The sequence below is a fragment of the Rhizobium sp. UFLA01-1127 genome (genome assembly GCF_059803845.1).
In genome coordinates this window covers 13266-31853 of record NZ_JAUQTZ010000067.1, presented here as the reverse complement: position 1 = coordinate 31853, position 18588 = coordinate 13266, and the positions used below count along the sequence as shown (strand labels likewise).

Genomic DNA, 18588 nt, shown 5'->3' with positions numbered 1-18588 from the left:
AATCGCCGTCATAACCGGCGGCAACAGCGGCATCGGTCTGGCGACTGCCAAACGGTTTGTGGCGGAAGGCGCTGAGGTTTTCATTACCGGCCGTCGCCAAGAGGAATTGGACAGGGCGGCAGAAGCGATCGGCTCCGGCGTGACGGCGGTGCAGGGCGACGTTTCGCGTATGGACGACCTCGATCGGCTGTTTGCTACGGTGCATGCGAAGAGTGGACGGATAGACGTTCTTTTCGCCAATGCGGGGCTCGGCCAGTTGGCCCCGCTGGCCGCTATCGACGAGGCGTCGTTCGATTTGACGTTCGACGTCAACGTCAAGGGAACGCTGTTCACAGTGCAAAAGGCGCTGCCGCTTATGCGGGCCGGCGGATCCATTATCCTCACCGGGTCGACCACGGGCTCGATGGGAACGCCTGGGTTCAGCGTCTACAGCGCAACCAAGGCCGCAATCCGCAATTTTGCTCGAAGCTGGGCACTCGACTTGAAGGGGACCGGCATCCGCGTGAACGTGCTCTCTCCCGGCGCCACTGAGACGCCGGGCCTCAAGAGTCTGGCAAAGGCCGGAGAGGAGGAGGCGTTACTGAAAGGTTTCGCCGAACAGATACCGCTCGGTCGTGTCGGACACCCCGAGGAAACGGCGGCGGTGGCGCTTTTCCTTGCCTCGGATGAAAGCAGCTTCATGACCGGTAGCGAGGTCTTCGTTGACGGCGGAGCCGCACAAGTCTGACGGCAGATCGAATCCCGGCCCCGCGCTCTATCTGCTTGGGGCCTTTTCTCCGAGCGATGCGGGAAACGCCGGTCTAATTGCGGCGCGCTCTGCTACGCTACAGCTTGACGCCGGACCGGTGGGATTCGAACGCGTACATCGAAATAACGACTGACACTCGGATGCGTCATAAGCAACGTCAGTTTTTGGACATTACACAATGCGGTTTTGATGTCCGATTTGAAGGCGCAAAGCTACCATTCCATCCATCACCGAGAGGAACGACCGGCCTCAAATCCATAATCCGAAAGAAACAGCCTCAATCCTCGATACGCCGTGCTTCCGAGATCAGCATGATCGGAATGCCGTCGCGGATCGGATAGGCGAGGCGCGCCTTTTCCGAGATCAGCTCGTTCTTTTCCCGGTCATAGCTCAGCCGCCCCTTGGTGAGCGGGCAGACGAGCAGGTCGAGCAGTTTCGGATCGACCTTGCTGACGGTGATATCCATCTGCGCCTCCTACTGCAGCAGCGAATCGGTGTCGCCGGAGCTTGCCAGCACGATCTTGACGATGGCGATGAAGGTTTCGGCGCGGGTTTTGAGATCAGGCGCTTCCAGAAGAGCCTGCTTTTCGGCCGGATCGAAGGGCGCCATCATCGACAGCGAATTGACCAGCATCATATTGTCGGCCCTCTCGACACTTTCCCAATCCGCCTCGAGCTTGTTGGCCTCTAGATAGGCCCGGAAAGCCGAAAGCAGTGCGGCGCGATCGACCGTTCCTTCCTCATGATGGGAGGTGAGGTCGGAGATGAAGGGCGTGATGCGGAAGGTGCGGTAGGGCTGGTGGCCGGTGATCTCGTCCATCAGCCGGAAACGGCATATGCCCGTCAGCGCGGCGATATAGCGCCCGTCGCCGGTTTCGGCGATGGAAGTGATGCGCCCAAGGCAGCCGACATGCGAGAGGTTCGAGGATTCTGGCGGTTCCGAAAGAGCGGGCTGCACGATGCCGACCAGCCTGTTGCCGGCGATCGCCGCATCGAACATGGCAAGATAGCGCGGCTCGAAAATATTGAGCGGCAATTGCGCGCCGGGCAGCAGCAACGCACCGGACAGGGGAAAGACGACGACCGATTCGGGCAGATCGCCCGGTTTCAGATATCTGGCATTGCCGACTTGCATCTCTTCCATCCCGCTGCAGCGCCGCGCCTCGTATGTGGCACGCAAAGGTCGCCGCAGCACCTTTAGATCCGCTGCATAATTTTATCCTTAAACCGATCCCGACTTAAGGATTCATGCAGCGGATCGCTGCGCCACAGTGGGCCGCGCAGGGGAACGACACACATCGCGGTCATCGCCCTTCACGCGCCGCGTTACCAATAATGTGAGCCTGTCTGCCGAAAACACAAGGGCGTTTTCGTTGAAAATGCCCATGCGCTCCGTTTGCAGACTACACCGGGACGGCCACCTGACAGGAGATCGGACGGAAGGTTCCGCACGATCGCCATATCCTTGGGAAAAATAGGCCCTTTACGAAAACAGAATAGAGGAAAGCTTGCGCCGGGCCGCGATCGTCGCAGGATCCTTCGGCCCCCATACCTCGAAGAATTCCAGCAGCTGGCGGCGCGCGCCGTCGTCGTCGTAGCTGCGATCCTTGCGCATGACGGCAAGCAGATGATCGGCCGCCTCTTCCCGCTTGCCTTCGACATTGCGGATCTTGGCGAGCTTGATGCGCTGCTCGTGATTGTCGGGATTGAGGGCAAGCTCATGCTCGATCGCAACGGGATCGCCAAGTTTACGGGCTTCGTCGATCTGATCGAGCTTCTTGACCACGGCCTGAATGCCGGCATCGTTGGTGAGCGTCTCCGGCAGGTCGGCAAGCGCTTCGCGGGCACGCTGGCTCTGTCCGGCGGCGATCATGCATTCCGCCATGCCGGCAAGCGCCTTGGCATTTTCGGGATCCGCCTGCAGCACCGCGCCGAAGAGCTCGGCGGCGCCGTTGACATCGCCGGCGGCAAGTAGGCCGCTCGCCTCTTCCAGAACGGCGGCAATCTCGGCTGCCTGATCGTCTGCACCGCCTGCCGGACCGCCAAGACGATCGATGAACTGGCGGACCTGGCTTTCCGGAACCGCGCCCATGAAACCGTCGGCCGGACGGCCGTTGACGAAGGCGATGACGGCCGGGATCGACTGGATGCCGAGCTGGCCGGCGATCGACGGATGATCGTCGATATTCATCTTGACCAGCTTGACGCGGCCCTGGGCTTCGGTGACGACCTTTTCCAGCACCGGCGTCAGCTGCTTGCACGGACCGCACCAGGGCGCCCAGAAATCGACCAGCACCGGCTGCTTGCGCGATTCCTCGATAACGTCCTTGGCGAAATTGGCTGTCGTCGTGTCCTTGATCGGCGAAGCGCCGCCGGCAGCCGGCGCGGCACCAAAGGATGCCGAGGCTGACATCTGCCCGCCGAAGGAAGCGTTATAGGGATTGTTCGAACCGCTCATGAGTGTCTCCCGCCTGCCGGCATCCTTGATCTTGTGAGGAGCATGATTCCCAAACGAACGATGAAGTCCGCCTGGCAGCACGCCGAATGGAATGGTCAAAGCACGCGGACAATCCAAAGAGAAGCCGCCCGCCACATCTTAGCGCTAAAATCGTACCTTAGCTCGTCACTTTCAAGACTAGCGGCGTATGGCCTGTCGCTTCCATGAAACGCAGGAGATCGGCGCTGGCGATCGATGTCGTCGCATCGTTCGACAGCGGATGGCAATTGACGATGTCATGCGCCATCAGCTCGGCATCGAGAATGAAGGTGACATTCCCGGCCGTATCGTTGATCGCGCCGAATGCCGTCACGGAGCCCGGGATGACGCCGAGATACTCCATCAGCTTTTCCGGCTTGCCGAAGGACACCTTGCTTGCCGCGCCGATCAGCGTGTGCACGGTCTTCAGATCGACGGTCGCGTTTTCCTCGACGGTCAGCAGGAAGAAATTGTCCTTCTTGTCCTTCACGAACAGGTTCTTCGTGTGCCCGCCCGGGATCTCGTCGCGCAGCGACACCGATTCGGCAACGGTGAAGACCGGGGCATGATCCTTGGTCGTGTGGCTGATGCCGAGCCCGTCCAGGAATCGGAAAAGGTCGTCGCGGGATTTCGGGCTGGTCTCTGTCATGGCGTCTCGCAATGAAAAATGGTTCGCCCCTGATACGTCGCCCACAATTTCATTGCAATCTTCGAGACGACAAAGCCCGGCGTTTCCGGGCTTTCCGGCGTCTCGCGAAAAGAAGATGCAATTTTTCTTCGCGAACTCGTCATTTCCCTGTTGCATTTGAAAAATGGTTAGGCCATATAGCGCCCGTCGCCGCAAGACGACGCCCAGCGGTCCAACACACTACCCCGGATCGCGACGGGGATGAGCGGGTGTAGCTCAGGGGTAGAGCACAACCTTGCCAAGGTTGGGGTCGAGGGTTCGAATCCCTTCGCCCGCTCCAGTTTTCTCAAAAAAGTCAAAATGTTAAGCCTCTTTGAGGCGCGATGCAGGTCTGGCTCACGCCCTCGGCTGCCCCCGGTCCTTATCGCTGCCTGCATACCGGGAGCGCGACGGGAAGCGATTCTCGAAAAAATCCCGTGTCCAATAAGGGCGCTTTCTGATGCCAAAGGTCGAAGTTAGCCTGTAGCTCGTAGACGTATTCGAAGACGCAACAAGCATGCCTCTTCCTTTGCCCATCTTCGCTGGGCAGCAAGAGGCCCGGGGTCTCAAATCAGTCTCATTTGGCATTAAGGTCGGCACATCGAATGGATGGACGGAACGCGGTAACTGCTCGCATGAAAACAAAGATTTCCCTGCTGGTTGCGGTGCTGTCGCTTCTGCCCATTCCCGCATTTGCCCATCCGCATATCTTCATCGACGCCAAATTCGAAGTCGTGGCGGCGCCTGACGGCTCCATCGGCGAGCTGCGCAATGTCTGGAGCTTCGACGAGGTGTTCACCTCCTCCGTCCTCATGGATTACGGCAAGGGCAACAACCAGTCGCTGACTCCAAGCGAGCTCAAGGCCGTGGGAAAGACGGTTCGGGATTCGCTGGGGCAGTATGGTTATTATACGAACGTCACCAGCAACGGCAAAGCGGTGCCGATGGCCAAGCCGGATGCGATTGAGGCCGACTACAAGGACGGCTCGCTGACGCTGACCTTTTCGCTGAAGCCGGAGCAGAAGACCTTCCTCAAGGGAACCACGATCTTCGGGATCTACGACAAGACGCTGTATACGGCGGTCGATTTCGCCACAGACAACGACCTCAGCACATCGGGATCAACCTTCGGCCGCTGCAAGCGCAAGGTGATCAGGCCCAATCCCAAGGAAGTCATGGCGGAAAACCAGGCCGCGCTGACGAGCATGTTCTTCAGCGATCCGAAGGGTACGGACTACTCGCTGCTCGTGGCCACGCGGCTGGAAGTCCAGTGCTGATCCCGCAAAGGACACCTTCCCTCACTTGAAAGGCGGGCCATCATCTTCGGCAGATCTCTTGCTGCTTGCGGCAGGCGATATATAGCGCCGGGCGATGATCCAGCAGGCGAGCGCCCAGCTCGCACCAGCGCACCAGCCGCCGAGAACGTCGGTCGGATAATGCACGCCGAGATAGACCCGGCTCGCGCCGATCATCAATGTCAGCAGGATGCCGGCCGCGACGGTGAAGACGCGCGTCGACCGATGAGGCCGGGTGCCGGAGATCAGCGCCGCGAGTGTCAGATAGGTCACGGCCGACACCATTGCATGGCCGCTCGGAAAGCTCGGATCGTGAACCTCGACCAGATGCGGCACGATATCCGGCCGCGGCCGCGCGACGCCGACCTTCAAGGCCGCGCTCAATGCCCAGCCACCGAGCACCGACGCAAGGACGACGAGCGCGATGGCGCGCTTCCGGTCGAGCAGCAGATAAATCGTCACCAGAGCCGTCATCAGCGCCAGCACGGTCGTCCCGCCGAGACTTGTGATGTCCCTGACGGCATGGGTCAGCCATCCCGGCCCGATAGGAACGGAGAGATCGCTAGGCTGGCGCAGCGCAAGCAATATCGCCTCGTCGAACCTTTTCGTGCTGCCTTCGAGAACCTCGCTGGTCAGATAGACGAACAGCAGAATTCCTCCCGAGAGGGCTGCGAACATCACGAGCATCAGAGGCTCGTAACGGTCGAGCCATCCAGGTATGCCCGATTTGCCGAGTGGCCGATCCTTCATGCGCTCAAACCTGCCTGTCGCGTCTTCATGCTGAAACCTTCGCTTCCGGGATGCGGCCACGCACGACTCCGGGGTCCTGATGTGCCGAACCGCGCCCACGACGAGAGCCGATGATCGCGGCGGCACTCCGACGCCGCCGAAATCGGATCGATTTCCATCTAGGAACGAAACGAACAGGTGCCAATAGCGGGGAAAAATCATTGCACTGCATTTGGCGCCGCAGCGTTTCAGGTTCGTGAAATGTTACATCACTATCGTTACCCTTCTCTTTGCAATCGTGGCGGTAGCCGGATGAAGAAAATCGGGGGTCTGCTCCAATATGAGAAACTCGCTTCGGTTGCTTCGGCTGACAGGGCCGGAGGAATACCATGCCCCATCGCCCACAAGCGTTGCAAAGCGATCACGCCGCCGGTCATGCGCGATGATTGCTCTAAAGTTTTTGCTATTTTCGAAAGCTTGAGCTGTGTTAGAGCATGATGTCGAAAAGTGTGAGCGGTTTTCGGACGACGTCATACTCTACTTTTTGATTCTGGAGCGGTTTCGGATTCTCGGTCGTTTCGACCTAAAATCATCCGGCTCTAGTTGTACCGCAGGGGCGATCTGGGAGCGGGTGTTATCAGAGTGTTAAGTGTTGGGACATCTTTTTCCACCCGGCTGTTGGCCTTTGCCGGGACGGGTTTTCTGACGGCGTTCGTGACTTGCGCGTTTCCCGCGTCGTCCCAAGCCGCGGGCGCTGCAAAATCCTCGTCCAATACCTGGGTTGTCACGCTTGGGGCGACTGTGGAGTACGGCCCAAGCTATGAAGGCTCAAAGCATTATACCTTCGGCGCCCTTCCCTCCTTCGACATCCATCGTTTGGGCGAGGCGCCCGAATACAGCGCTCCGGACGACAATTTCAACTTTCAGCTTTTCGATCTCGGCGGCGTCGAAATCGGTCCTGTGGTAGGGTTGAGAGACGATCGCCTGGACCTTAACAATCTGCATCTGCAAAGCCAGCGCAGGGTGCGCTGGAACTTCGATGCGGGTGGCTTCGCCCAATATTGGCTGATGGAAAACAAGCTGCGGTTCCGCACGGAGCTTCGCCAATCGCTGTGGGGTGGCGATGGTCTGGTCAGCGATTTCGCGCTCGACTGGTTCCAGCCCGTCGGCGACAAATGGCTGCTCTCGGCCGGCCCCCGCCTGTCGATGGCAAACTCCACCTATATGCGCAGCAATTTCGGCATCTCGCCGGCCCAGGCGGCAAGAAACGGCCGTGTCAGCGCCTTCGACGCGGGCGCCGGCGTGAAATCCGTCGGCTTTACTGTCGCCGCGACCTACACGATCTCGCCGGAGTGGAGCGTGCAGGTCTATGGCAAGTATAACCGCCTGGTGGGCGACGCCGCCGACAGCCCGATTACGGCGAAGTTCGGCTCACCCAACCAGAACATCATCGGCTTTACGCTGAACCGGAGCTTCAACGTCAATTTTTGAGGCGCTGCGCGCTTCATTTTCGGCGATGTAGTTGCGCGTCAGCGGAATGATGTCGTTTCGCTTGGCTATCTGAATCTGGAAGACGACAAGATCCTCGTAACGGAAGGCGGCCTCCGCCGTCGAAAGATAATATTCCCACATCCGGCAGAAGCGCTCGTCATAAAGCTTTGCGGCATCGTCCCAGCGCGCCATGAAACGCTCCCGCCACGCCTCGAGCGTCTTGGCATAATGCAGCCGCAGCACCTCGATATCGGTGATTGCGAGCCCTGCCGCCTCGATCTCGGGCACGATTTCCGAAAGGGCCGGAATATAGCCGCCGGGGAAGATGTATTTGTCGAGCCACGGCGTCGTAAAGCCTGGGGTCGCGGAACAGCCGATGGTGTGGAGCACCATGACGCCGTCATCCTCGAGCAGTTCCGCACATTTGCGGAAGAAGGTGCGGTAGGACGCCAATCCTACATGCTCGAACATCCCGACGGAGACGATCCTGTCGAAACGGCCGGTCAGGCTGCGATAGTCCCTCAGCGCGAACTGAACTTCGGCCGGCGTCCCGCCGACCTTGTCGGCGACACGCTTCGAAGCGTATTCGTGCTGCTCCTCGGAAAGGGTGACGCCGAGCACGTAGCCACCCGGCGCCTGTTCCGCCATATGCAGCGCCAGGCCGCCCCAGCCGCAGCCGATATCGAGAATGCTGTTGTTCGGCTCGATCAGGAGCTTGGCGGCAAGATGCCGCTTCTTGGCAAGCTGCGCATCGTCAAGCGACTGGCCGGCATGCTCGAAATAGGCGCAGGAATATTGCCGGTCCGGATCGAGGAAGAGCTCATAGAGCCGGCCATCGAGATCGTAGTGATGGGCGACGTTTGCCTTCGAGCGCCCCGGCAGATTGCGATGGCGGAAAATCCGCAGCTTGGTTCGGGCCTGATCGATGATGCGGGCGATAAGCGGATGGGTACTGTTCTGCCCCTCGCGCAGCATCATCGCCACGAAATCGTAGAGCGTGCCGCGCTCGACGATGAAGCGGCCGTCCATGAAGAGTTCGCCAAGCCGCTTATCGGCATCGATCAGGAGCGCCCATTCGGCGCGGTCATCGGTGAAGCGGACGTGGACCGGCTCGCCGGTGCGGTCGCCGAACGTCAAGACGCGGCCGCTTGCCGTCGTCACGGTCAGCGCGCCCCGGGTGACGATGGACGACAGAGCGCGTTTCACACACCAGTCCGTCAGGCTGGAGAAAACGGCGGTGGCTTTGCCTTTGGGGCGGTTGTCAGTTTGCATGTTGGACATCACCTATTCTTGCCGGTACCCGTACGCAGTTCCTGGTGCTTTGGGTCCAATTCCTCAGGGTGCTCCTTCGTCTCGACGCCGGCGCCCGCGATCAGCCAGACACCCGTCAGGATGAAGCCGCTGCCGATCATCTGCAGGGCGACGACCCGCTCGCCGAAGACGAACCAGCCCGTCGCGATGATCAGTACATAGCTCACTCCGGTGAGCGGAAAGGCGCGACTGAGATCGAGCTCGGCAAGCACGTTCATCCAGATGAAGAAACCGACTACCTCGACGGCCGTGGCCGCCAATATCCAGTGGGAGGAGAGAGCCTGCCCCAGCCATGCCTGCGTACCTCCGTCATGCAATTGCCCGGCACCGAGCTTGATGAGGAATTGGTATAGGGCGCTCAGCAGCGGCACGGCGAGCCAAAAAAAACGTATGGGCATTACGCGTCCGCCTCGTCTGTCGAGAACAGCGGCGATACCAGCCGCAGCAATCTTTGAAGCAAAGGGTTGCGATGACGGAAATACATCGCATTGACGGTCAGCTTGCTGCCGAGGCGCACCTTGTTTTCATAATAGGCCTGACCGCTCAGATAACGGCTGAGGCCGTTCTCCAGGCAATAGCGCAGATTGGTGAACCAACTGAGGAAGTAAAGGTTATAAGGGCGGCCCTTTTCCCCATCCATACAGAAAAACTTGTCGATGGCTACGCGCTCGTCATGCAAGATCAGATTGGCGGCAAGCAGCTTCTCCTCGACGAAATAGAACGCGCAGAAGGAGCGGCCGGGCATGTGGCCCAGAATGCCTTGGAAGTAAGCGGGCGTCAGTTCCTCGAACTGAAATTCGCTGCGGTTGCGCGTGTCATGGTAGAGCGCCATGACTTGGGGCAGAAACTCGCCGAAATCCGTCCGGATCTCTACCCTGACCTGCTCGAAGGATTTCATCTTGCGGCGCATGTCCTTGCGGGTGCCGGCGGAAAGCCTGGCGAGATATTCATCGATGGTCTTGAAATCGATGTCGAGCCACGCAGTCGGAAGGCCGCCGATCGCGGCATAGCCGCGCGCGGCAAACACCTCGTCGAATTCCACCGAAACCGGTTCCGGAATATCCTTGAGGCCGACCAGCGCGCAACGCTCCGTCGCCGCCACCTGCTCGAAGAAGGACAGAATCTCCGCCAGTAGGAGGCTGCGGTGCTCGCCCGATACATCGGGATGGAAGCCGATCGCGCCGGTCTCGGTGCAGGGCGATCCCAGACACGCAAGTCGCAGTTTCAAAAAACCCGGAAAACGGCGTTGCACATTGCGCACGGACCGGCGCAGGAATCCCTCGTCCAGCGTCGTATCGAGAGCGTAGAGGCAGAGAAAGGCCGGTACGGCGGCGCTCACACGCCCGCCTTCCGTAACAGTGACATAGCGCCATTCGAACCCTTCAAGGCCGGCTTCCTCGATCGCAAGCAAGCAATCAAAGTCCTCCACCTCGCCCGAAAAGCATGCATTCCACGCATCGCGGCCGATGGCGCGGATGCTGTAATGAACCTCGGCCACCGGCTTGCCGGCGACTTGCGGTGGCGCTTTAAGCAGCGGCTGCGACATGACGCGCCTCGAAGAAATCCGCCGTGAAATCGGCCACCTGGCGGTGCTGCCGATCGACATGGATCATGTGATAGCTGTCGGTGATCCATTTCAGCTCGTGCGGGCCGCCGATATGCTCGGAAATATAGCGGGCATGTTTCGGATTGGCGAGATCGTCGTCCTCGGCATGCAGGATCAGCGTCGGCGTCCGCATTTGCGGCAGCATGCCCTTGAGGGTCTTGCCCAGGCGGTGCATCTCGACCAGACCCTTGCCGGGGAATTTTTCCAGAACTCCTTCGCTCGCCATGCCTTCGATCAGCCGGCGCATGCGCTCGTCCTTGATGCCGAGCGACGTGGTCTCGCTGAAGCTCAGCCGATCGAGGAAAGGGATGCGCGACAGCCAGCCGATCTGGGATGCCAGCAACGGATAATAGAAAGGGACGTCCCAGCCGTCATAGCTGAAGCACGGCGAATAGATCGCCACGGCCCCGATCTTCTTCTGCCGTTCGGCCGCCAGCATGGCCAGCTTGCCGCCGACGCAGATACCGGCGGCAAAGACTTCCTGCGTCCTCGACGCCAGCAGCTCCGACGCTTCGACGACAGAGGCGAGCCAATCTTCCCAGCGGGTCTGGCGCAGCGTTTTCGCATCGACGCCATGGCCGGCCAGCAATGGCGCGTATATGCTGTAGCCCTTGCGATTGAGATGCCGTGCCACCAGCCTCATTTCGGCAGGCGCGCCCGTCAGGCCGTGGACCAGAAGGACGCCTCTGCCATTTGAGCCCTCCATGAAGAAGCTCAATCCGTCATGCTTCATGAGACAACTCCGGCTGCCTGTTTTCCTTGGCCATGAAGCCAAGCGCATGGCAGGTGCTGATCACATGCGTGCCGTTCTTTTCCTGCTCTTCCTTGATCTGCTCGTGCAGCGCCTGCAGCTTCGTCCAGTGGGTCCGCGGACGATAATGGTGCTCGGCATGATAGCCGTTGCCGAACCAGAGCCAGTTGTAGAAAGACTTGTGGCTGGAAACGCCCCAGGCGATCGGCTCGTCCGGATCACCGTTCAGATGCTCGTAATAGCCGTTCAGCGACGACAGGCAATTGCCGATATAGTAGAACGGTACGAAGAACAGCACGGCCTTCCAGTCATAGACCAGCGCAAGCGCCGCAAGGCCGAGGAAGAAATAGAGTTCGAACCGTCCCCAGGCAGCATCGAAAGGACGATTGCGGGCAATCGCCTTGTGGATGTCGCCGACGCTGTCGCGGAAGAAGCTCAAAAACGTATAGGACCAGACGTTTTCCGGCTGGCCGTCGCGACCGTAGCGATAGATCGACAGCATATCGATGGTCTCGCCCTTTTCGTTCGGCCGGTCGCTGTTGCCGGAATGATGGCGCATATGCACCCAGTGATAATAGGTCTGTGAGAAGCCGATCGCGACCGACTCCAGGAGGCTGAAGCCATAGTTCATCCAGCGCGGCTTGAAATAAGGCGTATGGATGAAGTTGTGCGATATGCTGTTGATGTTCCAGGAGATCGACACGGCATAGAGGCAGCCGAGAACGGCCGAGAGCCAAAGCGGGCGGCTTTCGAAACCGACGATCAGATAGACGTCGAAAGCAAGATGGGCAACGGCAGCCAAAACCGGTGCCAGATCCCATCGGGTGTGCGCGAAGATTTTCATAGTCCTGTAACTCCCACGCAAACCACACCGGCGGTGACGAGAAATACGCCCGTCGCGTGGCGCAGGTTGATGTTTTCCTTGAAGATGACGGCGCCGGCGAGCACGATGACGACATAGCTCAGCGCCATCAGCGGGAAGGCGATGGTCAGCGGGACGTGCTCGAGAACGGCAGTCCATGCGAAAAGCTCCACGGCCCAGAGCAGAATGCCGAGCCAGGTGACCGGTTGTGCCAGCGCCGAAAGCGGTGCGTTTGAACTGGCCGATTGCTTGAAGCAGACCTCGCGGGCGGTCTCCGCGAGTACGCAGAACAAAATGAGCCCAAGCATGGGAAGTGTCAGGCTGCCTGTCATTCCATATACTCCGCCAGCACCTCCAGCAGGGCATGATTGGCCGCGCTGTTGATATTTCTCATCGTTTCGGCACCCTGTCGCATACGCGGCTGATCGATGAAGATCTCCGCGCGCTTCAGAAATTGTGTCCGAAGGCTGCCAGCATAGCTCGGGGTCGAATAATCCCCGATGACATCCGCTCCGATGATGCGGTGACGGCTGCCGATTTCGCTGAGCAGAGCAAGGAGATAGGGCAGCCGCATGCGGCCCTGATCCCAGTTGGTGACCGCATCGTCGGCGGCGAGCACATCCTTGTCGATGGTCACATAGACCGCTTCGGTGCGAATGCGGCTGAGCATGCGGTCGATGAAATTTTCCTCGCCGATCTCGGCGATGGACTTCCAATGCAGCGCACCCTTTTCCTGCCGATAGCTGGCGCCATTGCCGTATTCGGCCAGCACGCGGCTCGGCGCGTGTTCGTAGGGATAGAGTTCCAGCTTGCCCTCACCGAGCCAATGCAGGTTCGCACCCTTGCGTTCGGGACTGCGGAGATCATTGCTGCAGACCCCGATCGTGATGACCTTGTGGATGTTGGGGTTCGCAAGGGCGCTGTTGACCCACGAGCCGCAATGCATGCCGCCGTCGAACTTGACCCAGTCCGGATGATTGTCGAAGTGGATCAACGTGGCGGCGCCGGACTGCCGCTCCAGCACGCCGTCAAGCAATAATGCCGTGATGTGGTGGAAATCGCCCGATCCCATGAAACACAGTTGCGGGTCCTTGCCGGTCGCAGGCCTGTTCTTGACGATCTCTCGGCCGAGCTCGTCAAGGGCGCTCTGCTTGCCCCACAATCGAACCTGCTGCCCTGCACTCTTGCCGAAATACTGGTGCGCGCCGGCGAATGTGCAGGCGCGCACGAAGTCGGGCTGCAACTCCAGCGCATCATCGAGATGAAGAAGCAGGAGTTGCACTGTCTTATCTCCGGGCAGCGCGCGTCAGAAGCTGGTCGAGCAGCTCAAGCGCGAGATCGATCTCTTCGCGGGTGATGAGCAGGTTGGGCGCGAAAGTGATGACGTTCTTATGGTAGCCGCCGACGTCGAGCACGAGGCCGTAGGTCTTCGAGCCGACCTGAAGGTCGCCCTTCATGCCTTCGTCGCACATCCAGTCCATCGTCGCCTTGTCCGGCGTGTAGCTGTCGTCCTTGCAGATTTCCATGCGCAGGGCGAGGCCGAGACCGTCGACTTCGCCGACGATGGCGTGGCGCTTCTGCAGCTGCTTGAGCCCGTCGAGGAAATGCGCGCCCTTTTCCATGATTGCGGCGCCGAAATCATGCTCTTCCAGCATCTTCATCGTTTCGAGCGCGACGGCGGTTCCCATCGGGTTGCTGGCGAAGGTCGAATGCGTGGAGCCGGGCGGGAAGATCGTCGGGTTGATCATCTCTTCGCGAGCCCAGACGCCGGAAAGCGGGTTGAGGCCGTTGGTGATCGCCTTGCCAAAGATCAGCGCATCCGGCGAAACGCCGAAATGCTCGATCGACCAGAGCTTGCCGGTACGGTAGACGCCCATCTGGATTTCATCGACGACGAGCAGGATGCCGTGATCGTCTAGCACCTTCTTCAGTTCGACGAAGAAGTTCATCGGCGGGATGACATAGCCGCCGGTGCCCTGGATCGGCTCGATGTAGAAGGCGGCATATTCGGACTTGCCGGCCTTCGGGTCCCAGACGCCGTTATATTCGCTCTCGAACAAGCGGGCGAATTTCTGGACGCAATAATGTCCGTATTCTTCCTTCGACATGCCCTTCGGGCCGCGGAAGTAATAAGGGAATTCGACGAACTGCGCGCGATCGCCGAAGTGGCCGTAGCGGCGGCGATAGCGATAGCTCGAGGTGATCGCCGAAGCGCCGAGCGTGCGCCCGTGATAACCGCCTTCGAATGCGAACATCAGGCTCTTGCCGCCGGTATAGTTGCGCACGAGCTTCAGCGAATCCTCGACGGCCTGCGAACCGCCGACGTTGAAGTGAACGCGGCCCTTGCGACCGAACTTGCGCTCGGCATCCTGCGCGATCATGGCTGCAAGCTCGACCTTCTCGCGGTGCAAATACTGCGATGCGACCTGCGGCAGCTGATCGAGCTGGCGATGGGCAGCCGCGTTCAGGCGCTCGTTGCGATAGCCGAAATTGACGGCGGAGTACCACATCTGCAGATCGAGGAACGGCGTGCCGGTGCGATCGTAGACGAAGGAGCCTTCGCATCCCTCGAAGAACTTCGGCTTGTCCGTATAGTGGACCGTATCGCCATGGGAGCAATAGGCCTCCTCAAGAGCGCGCAATTCTTCTTCGGAGCGGACGGACGTTTCGGTCTGGCCGCTGAAGGCTTCAGCTACATTCGTTTTCATTCAATGCCTCTTGGTCTATATCACGCTGTCTTGAATTGCGGCAGCGTACGGGAGCGTCGCTCGACGCTCGGGAGAACGGCTTCCATCTTTGGAAGCAGATCGGAAAAGTCTTCGAAACCGACATAGGGAATGCCGTTTTCCTCGCAGTAATCGACAAGCTTGGCCTTGGCGAAAACGAGGTCGACCTTGTCGGAAACGCAGAAATCGCTTCGCCCGTCGCCGATGTAGACCTGCAGGTCATTGCTATCGACAACGCGGCACTTGCAGACGCCGGCACCGGACACGCAGCCGGTTGCCGTGAATGGCGGGAACAGCGAATAGGACTCGCGGCCCTGGGAAACGCTGCAGGTGAGCACATTGGCGATGATCGGCAGGCTGTCGATGCCATGACGCGCCAGAATGCGGCGGATGAAATAGTCCACGCCGTCGCTGACGACGGTGACAGGCAATTCGCCGCTGCGGCAATAGGACAGGAAGCCTTCGAAGCCCGGATCGATCGATACCGTATCGAGAAACCGATCGAGTTCGGCCCTGCTTGCCTGAATGAGGGAGATCTGGCGGCGCATGCATTCGCCGGAGCCGATCTGCCCCTGCTTCCACAGCTGTTCGATGTCTTCCCACTCTGAACCGGCGAAACGAGATAAAACCATATCCGTCGCGTCTTCGATGGAGATAGTTCCATCAAAATCGCAAAACACCTGCATGTGATACCCTTTCGCCTTATTCTAAGTTGCGTCTAACAACCTCGGATGAGCCAGGCATGAGCGGAAAATGATGTGAAAATGAAAAACGCCGGGACGCTGATTTTTAGCTCAACGGCAATCTCAGATCGACCTGAAGGCCATTCCCCGAACGCGACGAGGAAAGCTCCACCGTTGCCGAAAGCCGGTCCGCGGTATCAGCAACTATCGCGAGACCGAGGCCGGCCCCTTCCTTGTGCAGCGTATTGAGGCGATAGAACCGCTGAAACACCGCTTCCCTTTCGTGAGGAGGGATGCCCGGGCCGCTGTCGCTGATCGAAATGCGGCCATATTCATCCTCCGATGAGATCGAAATTCTGATCTCTCCCCCGACCGGCGTATACTTGATCGCGTTGTCGAGCAGATTGGTGACCATCATGCGCAGCAGCGACTCATCGGTCTTGACCTCGATCGTCTCATCGCCGTCCAGCACCACGTCCAGCTCGCGGCTGGTGATGATATTGCCGAACTCGGCGATCACCGACGCCACCCAGTGATACAGCGTGACCGATTTCGGGCTGAGCGGATGATGGCTCACTCTGGCGAGCCGCAGCAATTGCTCGATCAGATGGATGGTGCGGTTGTTGCTGGCGACGAGATCGGAAATAATCGCCTGCCGCTCCTGATCGTTGTCGCTGTTTTCGAGCATTCGCAGCAGAAGTTTCATGCTTGCCTGCGGCGTACGCAGCTGATGCGCGGCAAGATCGGAGAAGCGCCGTTCGAGCGTCAGCGACTGGCCGAGTTTTTCCAACAGCTGGTTGATCGACCGGCCGAGCGGCAGAAGATCGCGCGGCAGGTCCTCGACGGGGATGGCGGAGAGATCGTCGGGCGATCGCGTGCGGATCTGCCGCACCAGCCCATGAATCGTACGCAGACCGCTGTTGATGCCGAGCCAGATCAGAAAGCCGATGACCGGCACCAGCACCAGCAGCGGAAAGAACAGATTGAGGAGAATATTGGAAACCAGCGTTTCGCGCAGTGCGATCTTTTCGCCGAGTTCTATGACGATGGTCGACTTCGGAATCGGCAGCGAATAGATGCGCCACTCGTCTCCGCCGTAGGTCAGCGTGGTGAACCCCACCTTCTGCTGCGGCACGTCGGACAGGAAGGCCGTGCTGCTGTAGAAGCGGATATTGCCATCGACCCAGGCGCGAAACATGTGCGCATCGGCATAATCATCCGCGTCTTCATTGAAGGCCAGCTGATTGTCCATGTTGAAGTCGATATCGTCGATCTGCTTCGCCCCGCGGTCCGGCGCCTTTTTTTCCAGGGGGTGGCGCAGCAGGCTCCAGATCACGTTGGCATCGTCGATGAGCTGGGCGTCGTAGATATTGTTGATTTCCCGCGTCGCGCTGTTGAAGGCGAAAGCCGCGATCACGACGATCGTCACCACGACGACCGGCGCGATACGGAGAAACAGTTTGCGGGTAAGCGTGGAGTTGTTCATCGCTCGATCATATAGCCGACGCCACGGATGGACTTGATGAAATCGGTCCCGAGCTTCTTGCGCAGATTGTAGATCGTCACTTCGATCGTGTTGCTTTCCACGGTATTTTCGGCGTCGTAAAGGGCGTATTCGATATCGTTCTTGGTCACATAGCGGCCGCTGCGCTCCATGAGAAGCTTCAGCAGATGGAATTCTTTCGCCGTGGTGTGCACCTGCACGCTTCCCTTGCGCGCGACCATGGCCGACGGATCGACCTCCACGTCGCCGCAGCGGATGACGCTTTCCGTTCGGCCGTCGCGACGGCGGATGAGGGCACGCAGCCGCGCCAGCAATTCGTCGAGGTCGAACGGCTTGACCAGATAGTCGTCAGCCCCCTCGTCCAGCCCCTCGACCTTCTGACGGATGGAATCGAGCGCCGTCAGCAGCAATACCGGCACCGAATTGCCCCGCTGCCGGATGCGCCGCAAGACCTCCATGCCGCTGAGCTGCGGCAGGTTGATGTCGAGAACGATCGCCGCGAAATGCGAATGTTCCGCAGCCTCCAGCCCAGACGCGCCGTCGCGCATCCAGTCGACGCCGTAGGCGTGCTTTTCCAGGGCCTTCTTGAGCGATGACCCGAGGATATTGTCGTCTTCAACAAGCAGAACGCGCACGATCGACCTCACTTAGCCGAATATTTCATAGTCGATGTGAGCCGCAATTGGCGCGGCCATGTGGCAAAGCTATGACGGGATCATTTCCGCCTGGCAAGAGCTTAGCAGACGCGTGCCCATCCCTCACTGCCGATCGGGAGGCATGGCTTTATCCGAAACAGGGCCTCATTGCTGCGCCTCCAACAGACATTCCGCAAGACAGGTTGCAGCCGGAGTGCTCTCCTGCGGCTGCAATATCCCGATCTCTCGGTAGAAGGCCGGCTCGGCAAGGGCCACCAGGCGGACCGGCGCAACCGGCGGCGGGCTGCCCTCGACGATCGGGAGAAGCGCCACCCCAAGCCCGCGTCCGACCAGTGCCGCCATCCCCGCTATATCGTCGACCTCCATTGATTCACGCGGAACGATCGAATGCGACCGCAGGAAGCGATCGACCTGGCGGCCTCCGAACGAGCTGCGATCGTAGCGGATGAAGGGCTGCTCGCGCAGCAAGGCCCGCCAATCGTCACCCTCCAGTTGCTCGGGAACAGCAAGTGCGTAAGGCTCGCGCACCAGAGGGCGCCAGATCAGATTCTTAGGCAGGCCGAAGGGAGGCTCGATCAGCACGGCAAGATCGAGTTCGCCGGCATCGATCTGGTCGAGCAGGTGCAGCGAGACGCCCGGAACGATGTGCAGGTGATAATTTGCGAACCGCTGCCGGAAGGGCACGAGCGCGCGCGCAAGCATCGCCGATTGAACCGAGGCAATGGCGCCGATACGCAGCTCGCCGCCCGAAGCCTCATCGACCGGATCGGCGATGTGCTCGAACATCGCAATGATGCTCTTGGCACGTTCGAGCGTTCTCAGTCCCGCGGCATTCAGCGTCGCGGAGCGGCCCGTTCGCTCGAACAATTTGATACCAAGCCTTTCTTCGAGCCGCTTCATCTGTCCGCTGACCGCAGCCTGCGTCAGGCCGATCCGATCTCCCGCAGCGGCAAACGTTCCGAAACGGGCAACGGCGACGAGTGTTCGAAGTTCAGCTATCATGATTCATAAATTTTCCCATATCTCAACCTCAGAATATACAGTTTTTCATAGGAAAAAATGTAGCTTATTTGTTGCTGCATC

20 protein-coding genes and 1 tRNA gene are annotated in these 18588 nt (G+C 59.6%); 4 read left to right on the top strand and 17 right to left on the bottom strand.

Annotation, left to right across the window (positions count from 1 at the left end; all coding sequences use genetic code 11):
- The first annotated feature begins 1 nt into the window (after nt 1).
- Nucleotides 2-727: an SDR family NAD(P)-dependent oxidoreductase gene (locus Q4Q11_RS17770; protein WP_498570323.1), complete on the top strand. Its 726-nt coding sequence runs from the start codon at nt 2-4 to the stop codon at nt 725-727.
- A gap of 298 nt (nt 728-1025) precedes the next feature.
- Here the strand turns inward: Q4Q11_RS17770 and Q4Q11_RS17765 are convergent, their stop codons facing one another.
- The 4 genes from Q4Q11_RS17765 to Q4Q11_RS17750 form a co-directional block, all read right to left on the bottom strand.
- Nucleotides 1026-1214 carry a Trm112 family protein gene (locus tag Q4Q11_RS17765; RefSeq protein WP_034481561.1) on the bottom strand — a complete coding sequence of 63 codons (189 nt, stop codon included), beginning with the start codon at nt 1212-1214 and terminating at the stop codon, nt 1026-1028.
- Nucleotides 1215-1223: 9 nt separating this feature from the next.
- Complete coding sequence (locus Q4Q11_RS17760) at nt 1224-1883, bottom strand: LON peptidase substrate-binding domain-containing protein (RefSeq protein ID WP_112505321.1); 660 nt, start codon at nt 1881-1883, stop codon at nt 1224-1226.
- A gap of 348 nt (nt 1884-2231) precedes the next feature.
- A complete protein-coding gene (trxA, locus tag Q4Q11_RS17755) occupies nt 2232-3206 on the bottom strand; it encodes a thioredoxin (RefSeq protein WP_112504653.1) in 975 nt (324 codons plus the stop codon).
- A gap of 157 nt (nt 3207-3363) precedes the next feature.
- The gene (locus Q4Q11_RS17750) at nt 3364-3873 is read right to left on the bottom strand and encodes a prolyl-tRNA synthetase associated domain-containing protein (protein ID WP_113336770.1); all 510 of its coding nucleotides are present in this window, start codon (nt 3871-3873) and stop codon (nt 3364-3366) included.
- 244 nt (nt 3874-4117) lie between these two features.
- Between Q4Q11_RS17750 and Q4Q11_RS17745 the strand changes: the two genes are divergently transcribed.
- Nucleotides 4118-4192: transfer RNA gene (locus Q4Q11_RS17745), tRNA-Gly, on the top strand.
- A 334-nt stretch (nt 4193-4526) separates the two neighbouring features.
- Complete coding sequence (locus Q4Q11_RS17740; RefSeq protein WP_498570322.1) at nt 4527-5168, top strand: DUF1007 family protein; 642 nt, start codon at nt 4527-4529, stop codon at nt 5166-5168.
- 21 nt (nt 5169-5189) lie between these two features.
- On the opposite strand, the gene Q4Q11_RS17735 is transcribed toward Q4Q11_RS17740, so the two are convergent.
- Nucleotides 5190-5936, bottom strand: a complete 747-nt coding sequence (locus Q4Q11_RS17735; protein WP_113336768.1) for a phosphatase PAP2 family protein — start codon at nt 5934-5936, stop codon at nt 5190-5192.
- A 681-nt stretch (nt 5937-6617) separates the two neighbouring features.
- Between Q4Q11_RS17735 and Q4Q11_RS17730 the strand changes: the two genes are divergently transcribed.
- Nucleotides 6618-7406, top strand: coding sequence for a MipA/OmpV family protein (locus Q4Q11_RS17730; RefSeq protein WP_498570324.1), 789 nt, complete (start codon nt 6618-6620; stop codon nt 7404-7406).
- On the opposite strand, the gene Q4Q11_RS17725 is transcribed toward Q4Q11_RS17730, so the two are convergent.
- From Q4Q11_RS17725 to Q4Q11_RS17670, 12 genes are all read right to left on the bottom strand, one after another.
- Entirely contained in the window at nt 7347-8678 is a 1332-nt protein-coding gene (locus Q4Q11_RS17725) for a class I SAM-dependent methyltransferase (protein ID WP_498570321.1), read from the bottom strand. The genes Q4Q11_RS17730 and Q4Q11_RS17725 overlap by 60 nt on opposite strands.
- 8 nt (nt 8679-8686) lie before the next feature.
- The gene (locus Q4Q11_RS17720) at nt 8687-9115 is read right to left on the bottom strand and encodes an EamA family transporter (protein WP_498570320.1); all 429 of its coding nucleotides are present in this window, start codon (nt 9113-9115) and stop codon (nt 8687-8689) included.
- Entirely contained in the window at nt 9115-10263 is a 1149-nt protein-coding gene (locus Q4Q11_RS17715) for a GNAT family N-acetyltransferase (protein WP_498570319.1), read from the bottom strand. Before Q4Q11_RS17715 ends, Q4Q11_RS17720 begins: the two co-directional genes overlap by 1 nt.
- The gene (locus Q4Q11_RS17710; protein WP_112504665.1) at nt 10244-11056 is read right to left on the bottom strand and encodes an alpha/beta fold hydrolase; all 813 of its coding nucleotides are present in this window, start codon (nt 11054-11056) and stop codon (nt 10244-10246) included. The genes Q4Q11_RS17715 and Q4Q11_RS17710 overlap by 20 nt, the downstream gene beginning before the upstream one ends.
- Nucleotides 11046-11918, bottom strand: coding sequence for a fatty acid desaturase (locus Q4Q11_RS17705; RefSeq protein WP_113214903.1), 873 nt, complete (start codon nt 11916-11918; stop codon nt 11046-11048). Before Q4Q11_RS17705 ends, Q4Q11_RS17710 begins: the two co-directional genes overlap by 11 nt.
- On the bottom strand, nt 11915-12268 hold the full coding sequence (locus tag Q4Q11_RS17700; protein WP_112504669.1) for a DMT family transporter: 354 nt from the start codon (nt 12266-12268) through the stop codon (nt 11915-11917). The genes Q4Q11_RS17705 and Q4Q11_RS17700 overlap by 4 nt, the downstream gene beginning before the upstream one ends.
- Nucleotides 12265-13218, bottom strand: a complete 954-nt coding sequence (locus Q4Q11_RS17695) for an arginase family protein (protein WP_113214904.1) — start codon at nt 13216-13218, stop codon at nt 12265-12267. The genes Q4Q11_RS17700 and Q4Q11_RS17695 overlap by 4 nt, the downstream gene beginning before the upstream one ends.
- Nucleotides 13219-13222: 4 nt before the next feature.
- The gene (locus Q4Q11_RS17690; protein WP_113214905.1) at nt 13223-14644 is read right to left on the bottom strand and encodes an aminotransferase class III-fold pyridoxal phosphate-dependent enzyme; all 1422 of its coding nucleotides are present in this window, start codon (nt 14642-14644) and stop codon (nt 13223-13225) included.
- 20 nt (nt 14645-14664) lie between these two features.
- Complete coding sequence (locus Q4Q11_RS17685) at nt 14665-15348, bottom strand: MtnX-like HAD-IB family phosphatase (protein WP_112504675.1); 684 nt, start codon at nt 15346-15348, stop codon at nt 14665-14667.
- A gap of 103 nt (nt 15349-15451) precedes the next feature.
- Complete coding sequence (locus Q4Q11_RS17680; RefSeq protein ID WP_113214906.1) at nt 15452-16831, bottom strand: sensor histidine kinase; 1380 nt, start codon at nt 16829-16831, stop codon at nt 15452-15454.
- Nucleotides 16828-17484 carry a response regulator transcription factor gene (locus Q4Q11_RS17675; protein WP_112505330.1) on the bottom strand — a complete coding sequence of 219 codons (657 nt, stop codon included), beginning with the start codon at nt 17482-17484 and terminating at the stop codon, nt 16828-16830. The genes Q4Q11_RS17680 and Q4Q11_RS17675 overlap by 4 nt, the downstream gene beginning before the upstream one ends.
- A gap of 165 nt (nt 17485-17649) precedes the next feature.
- Complete coding sequence (locus Q4Q11_RS17670; RefSeq protein WP_498570318.1) at nt 17650-18507, bottom strand: LysR family transcriptional regulator; 858 nt, start codon at nt 18505-18507, stop codon at nt 17650-17652.
- Between the last annotated feature and the right edge of the window lie 81 nt (nt 18508-18588).

Excerpts from the sequence above, each read along its gene's own strand:
- Q4Q11_RS17765 (WP_034481561.1), bottom strand. The coding sequence starts at position 1,214 with ATGGATATCACCGTCAGCAAGGTCGATCCGAAACTGCTCGACCTGCTC.
- Q4Q11_RS17760 (WP_112505321.1), bottom strand. The coding sequence starts at position 1,883 with ATGCAAGTCGGCAATGCCAGATATCTGAAACCGGGCGATCTGCCCGAA.
- trxA (WP_112504653.1), bottom strand. The coding sequence starts at position 3,206 with ATGAGCGGTTCGAACAATCCCTATAACGCTTCCTTCGGCGGGCAGATG.
- Q4Q11_RS17750 (WP_113336770.1), bottom strand. The coding sequence starts at position 3,873 with ATGACAGAGACCAGCCCGAAATCCCGCGACGACCTTTTCCGATTCCTG.
- Q4Q11_RS17740 (WP_498570322.1), top strand. The coding sequence starts at position 4,527 with ATGAAAACAAAGATTTCCCTGCTGGTTGCGGTGCTGTCGCTTCTGCCC.
- Q4Q11_RS17735 (WP_113336768.1), bottom strand. The coding sequence starts at position 5,936 with ATGAAGGATCGGCCACTCGGCAAATCGGGCATACCTGGATGGCTCGAC.
- Q4Q11_RS17725 (WP_498570321.1), bottom strand. The coding sequence starts at position 8,678 with ATGCAAACTGACAACCGCCCCAAAGGCAAAGCCACCGCCGTTTTCTCC.
- Q4Q11_RS17720 (WP_498570320.1), bottom strand. The coding sequence starts at position 9,115 with ATGCCCATACGTTTTTTTTGGCTCGCCGTGCCGCTGCTGAGCGCCCTA.
- Q4Q11_RS17715 (WP_498570319.1), bottom strand. The coding sequence starts at position 10,263 with ATGTCGCAGCCGCTGCTTAAAGCGCCACCGCAAGTCGCCGGCAAGCCG.
- Q4Q11_RS17710 (WP_112504665.1), bottom strand. The coding sequence starts at position 11,056 with ATGAAGCATGACGGATTGAGCTTCTTCATGGAGGGCTCAAATGGCAGA.
- Q4Q11_RS17705 (WP_113214903.1), bottom strand. The coding sequence starts at position 11,918 with ATGAAAATCTTCGCGCACACCCGATGGGATCTGGCACCGGTTTTGGCT.
- Q4Q11_RS17700 (WP_112504669.1), bottom strand. The coding sequence starts at position 12,268 with ATGACAGGCAGCCTGACACTTCCCATGCTTGGGCTCATTTTGTTCTGC.
- Q4Q11_RS17690 (WP_113214905.1), bottom strand. The coding sequence starts at position 14,644 with ATGAAAACGAATGTAGCTGAAGCCTTCAGCGGCCAGACCGAAACGTCC.
- Q4Q11_RS17685 (WP_112504675.1), bottom strand. The coding sequence starts at position 15,348 with ATGCAGGTGTTTTGCGATTTTGATGGAACTATCTCCATCGAAGACGCG.
- Q4Q11_RS17680 (WP_113214906.1), bottom strand. The coding sequence starts at position 16,831 with ATGAACAACTCCACGCTTACCCGCAAACTGTTTCTCCGTATCGCGCCG.
- Q4Q11_RS17670 (WP_498570318.1), bottom strand. The coding sequence starts at position 18,507 with ATGATAGCTGAACTTCGAACACTCGTCGCCGTTGCCCGTTTCGGAACG.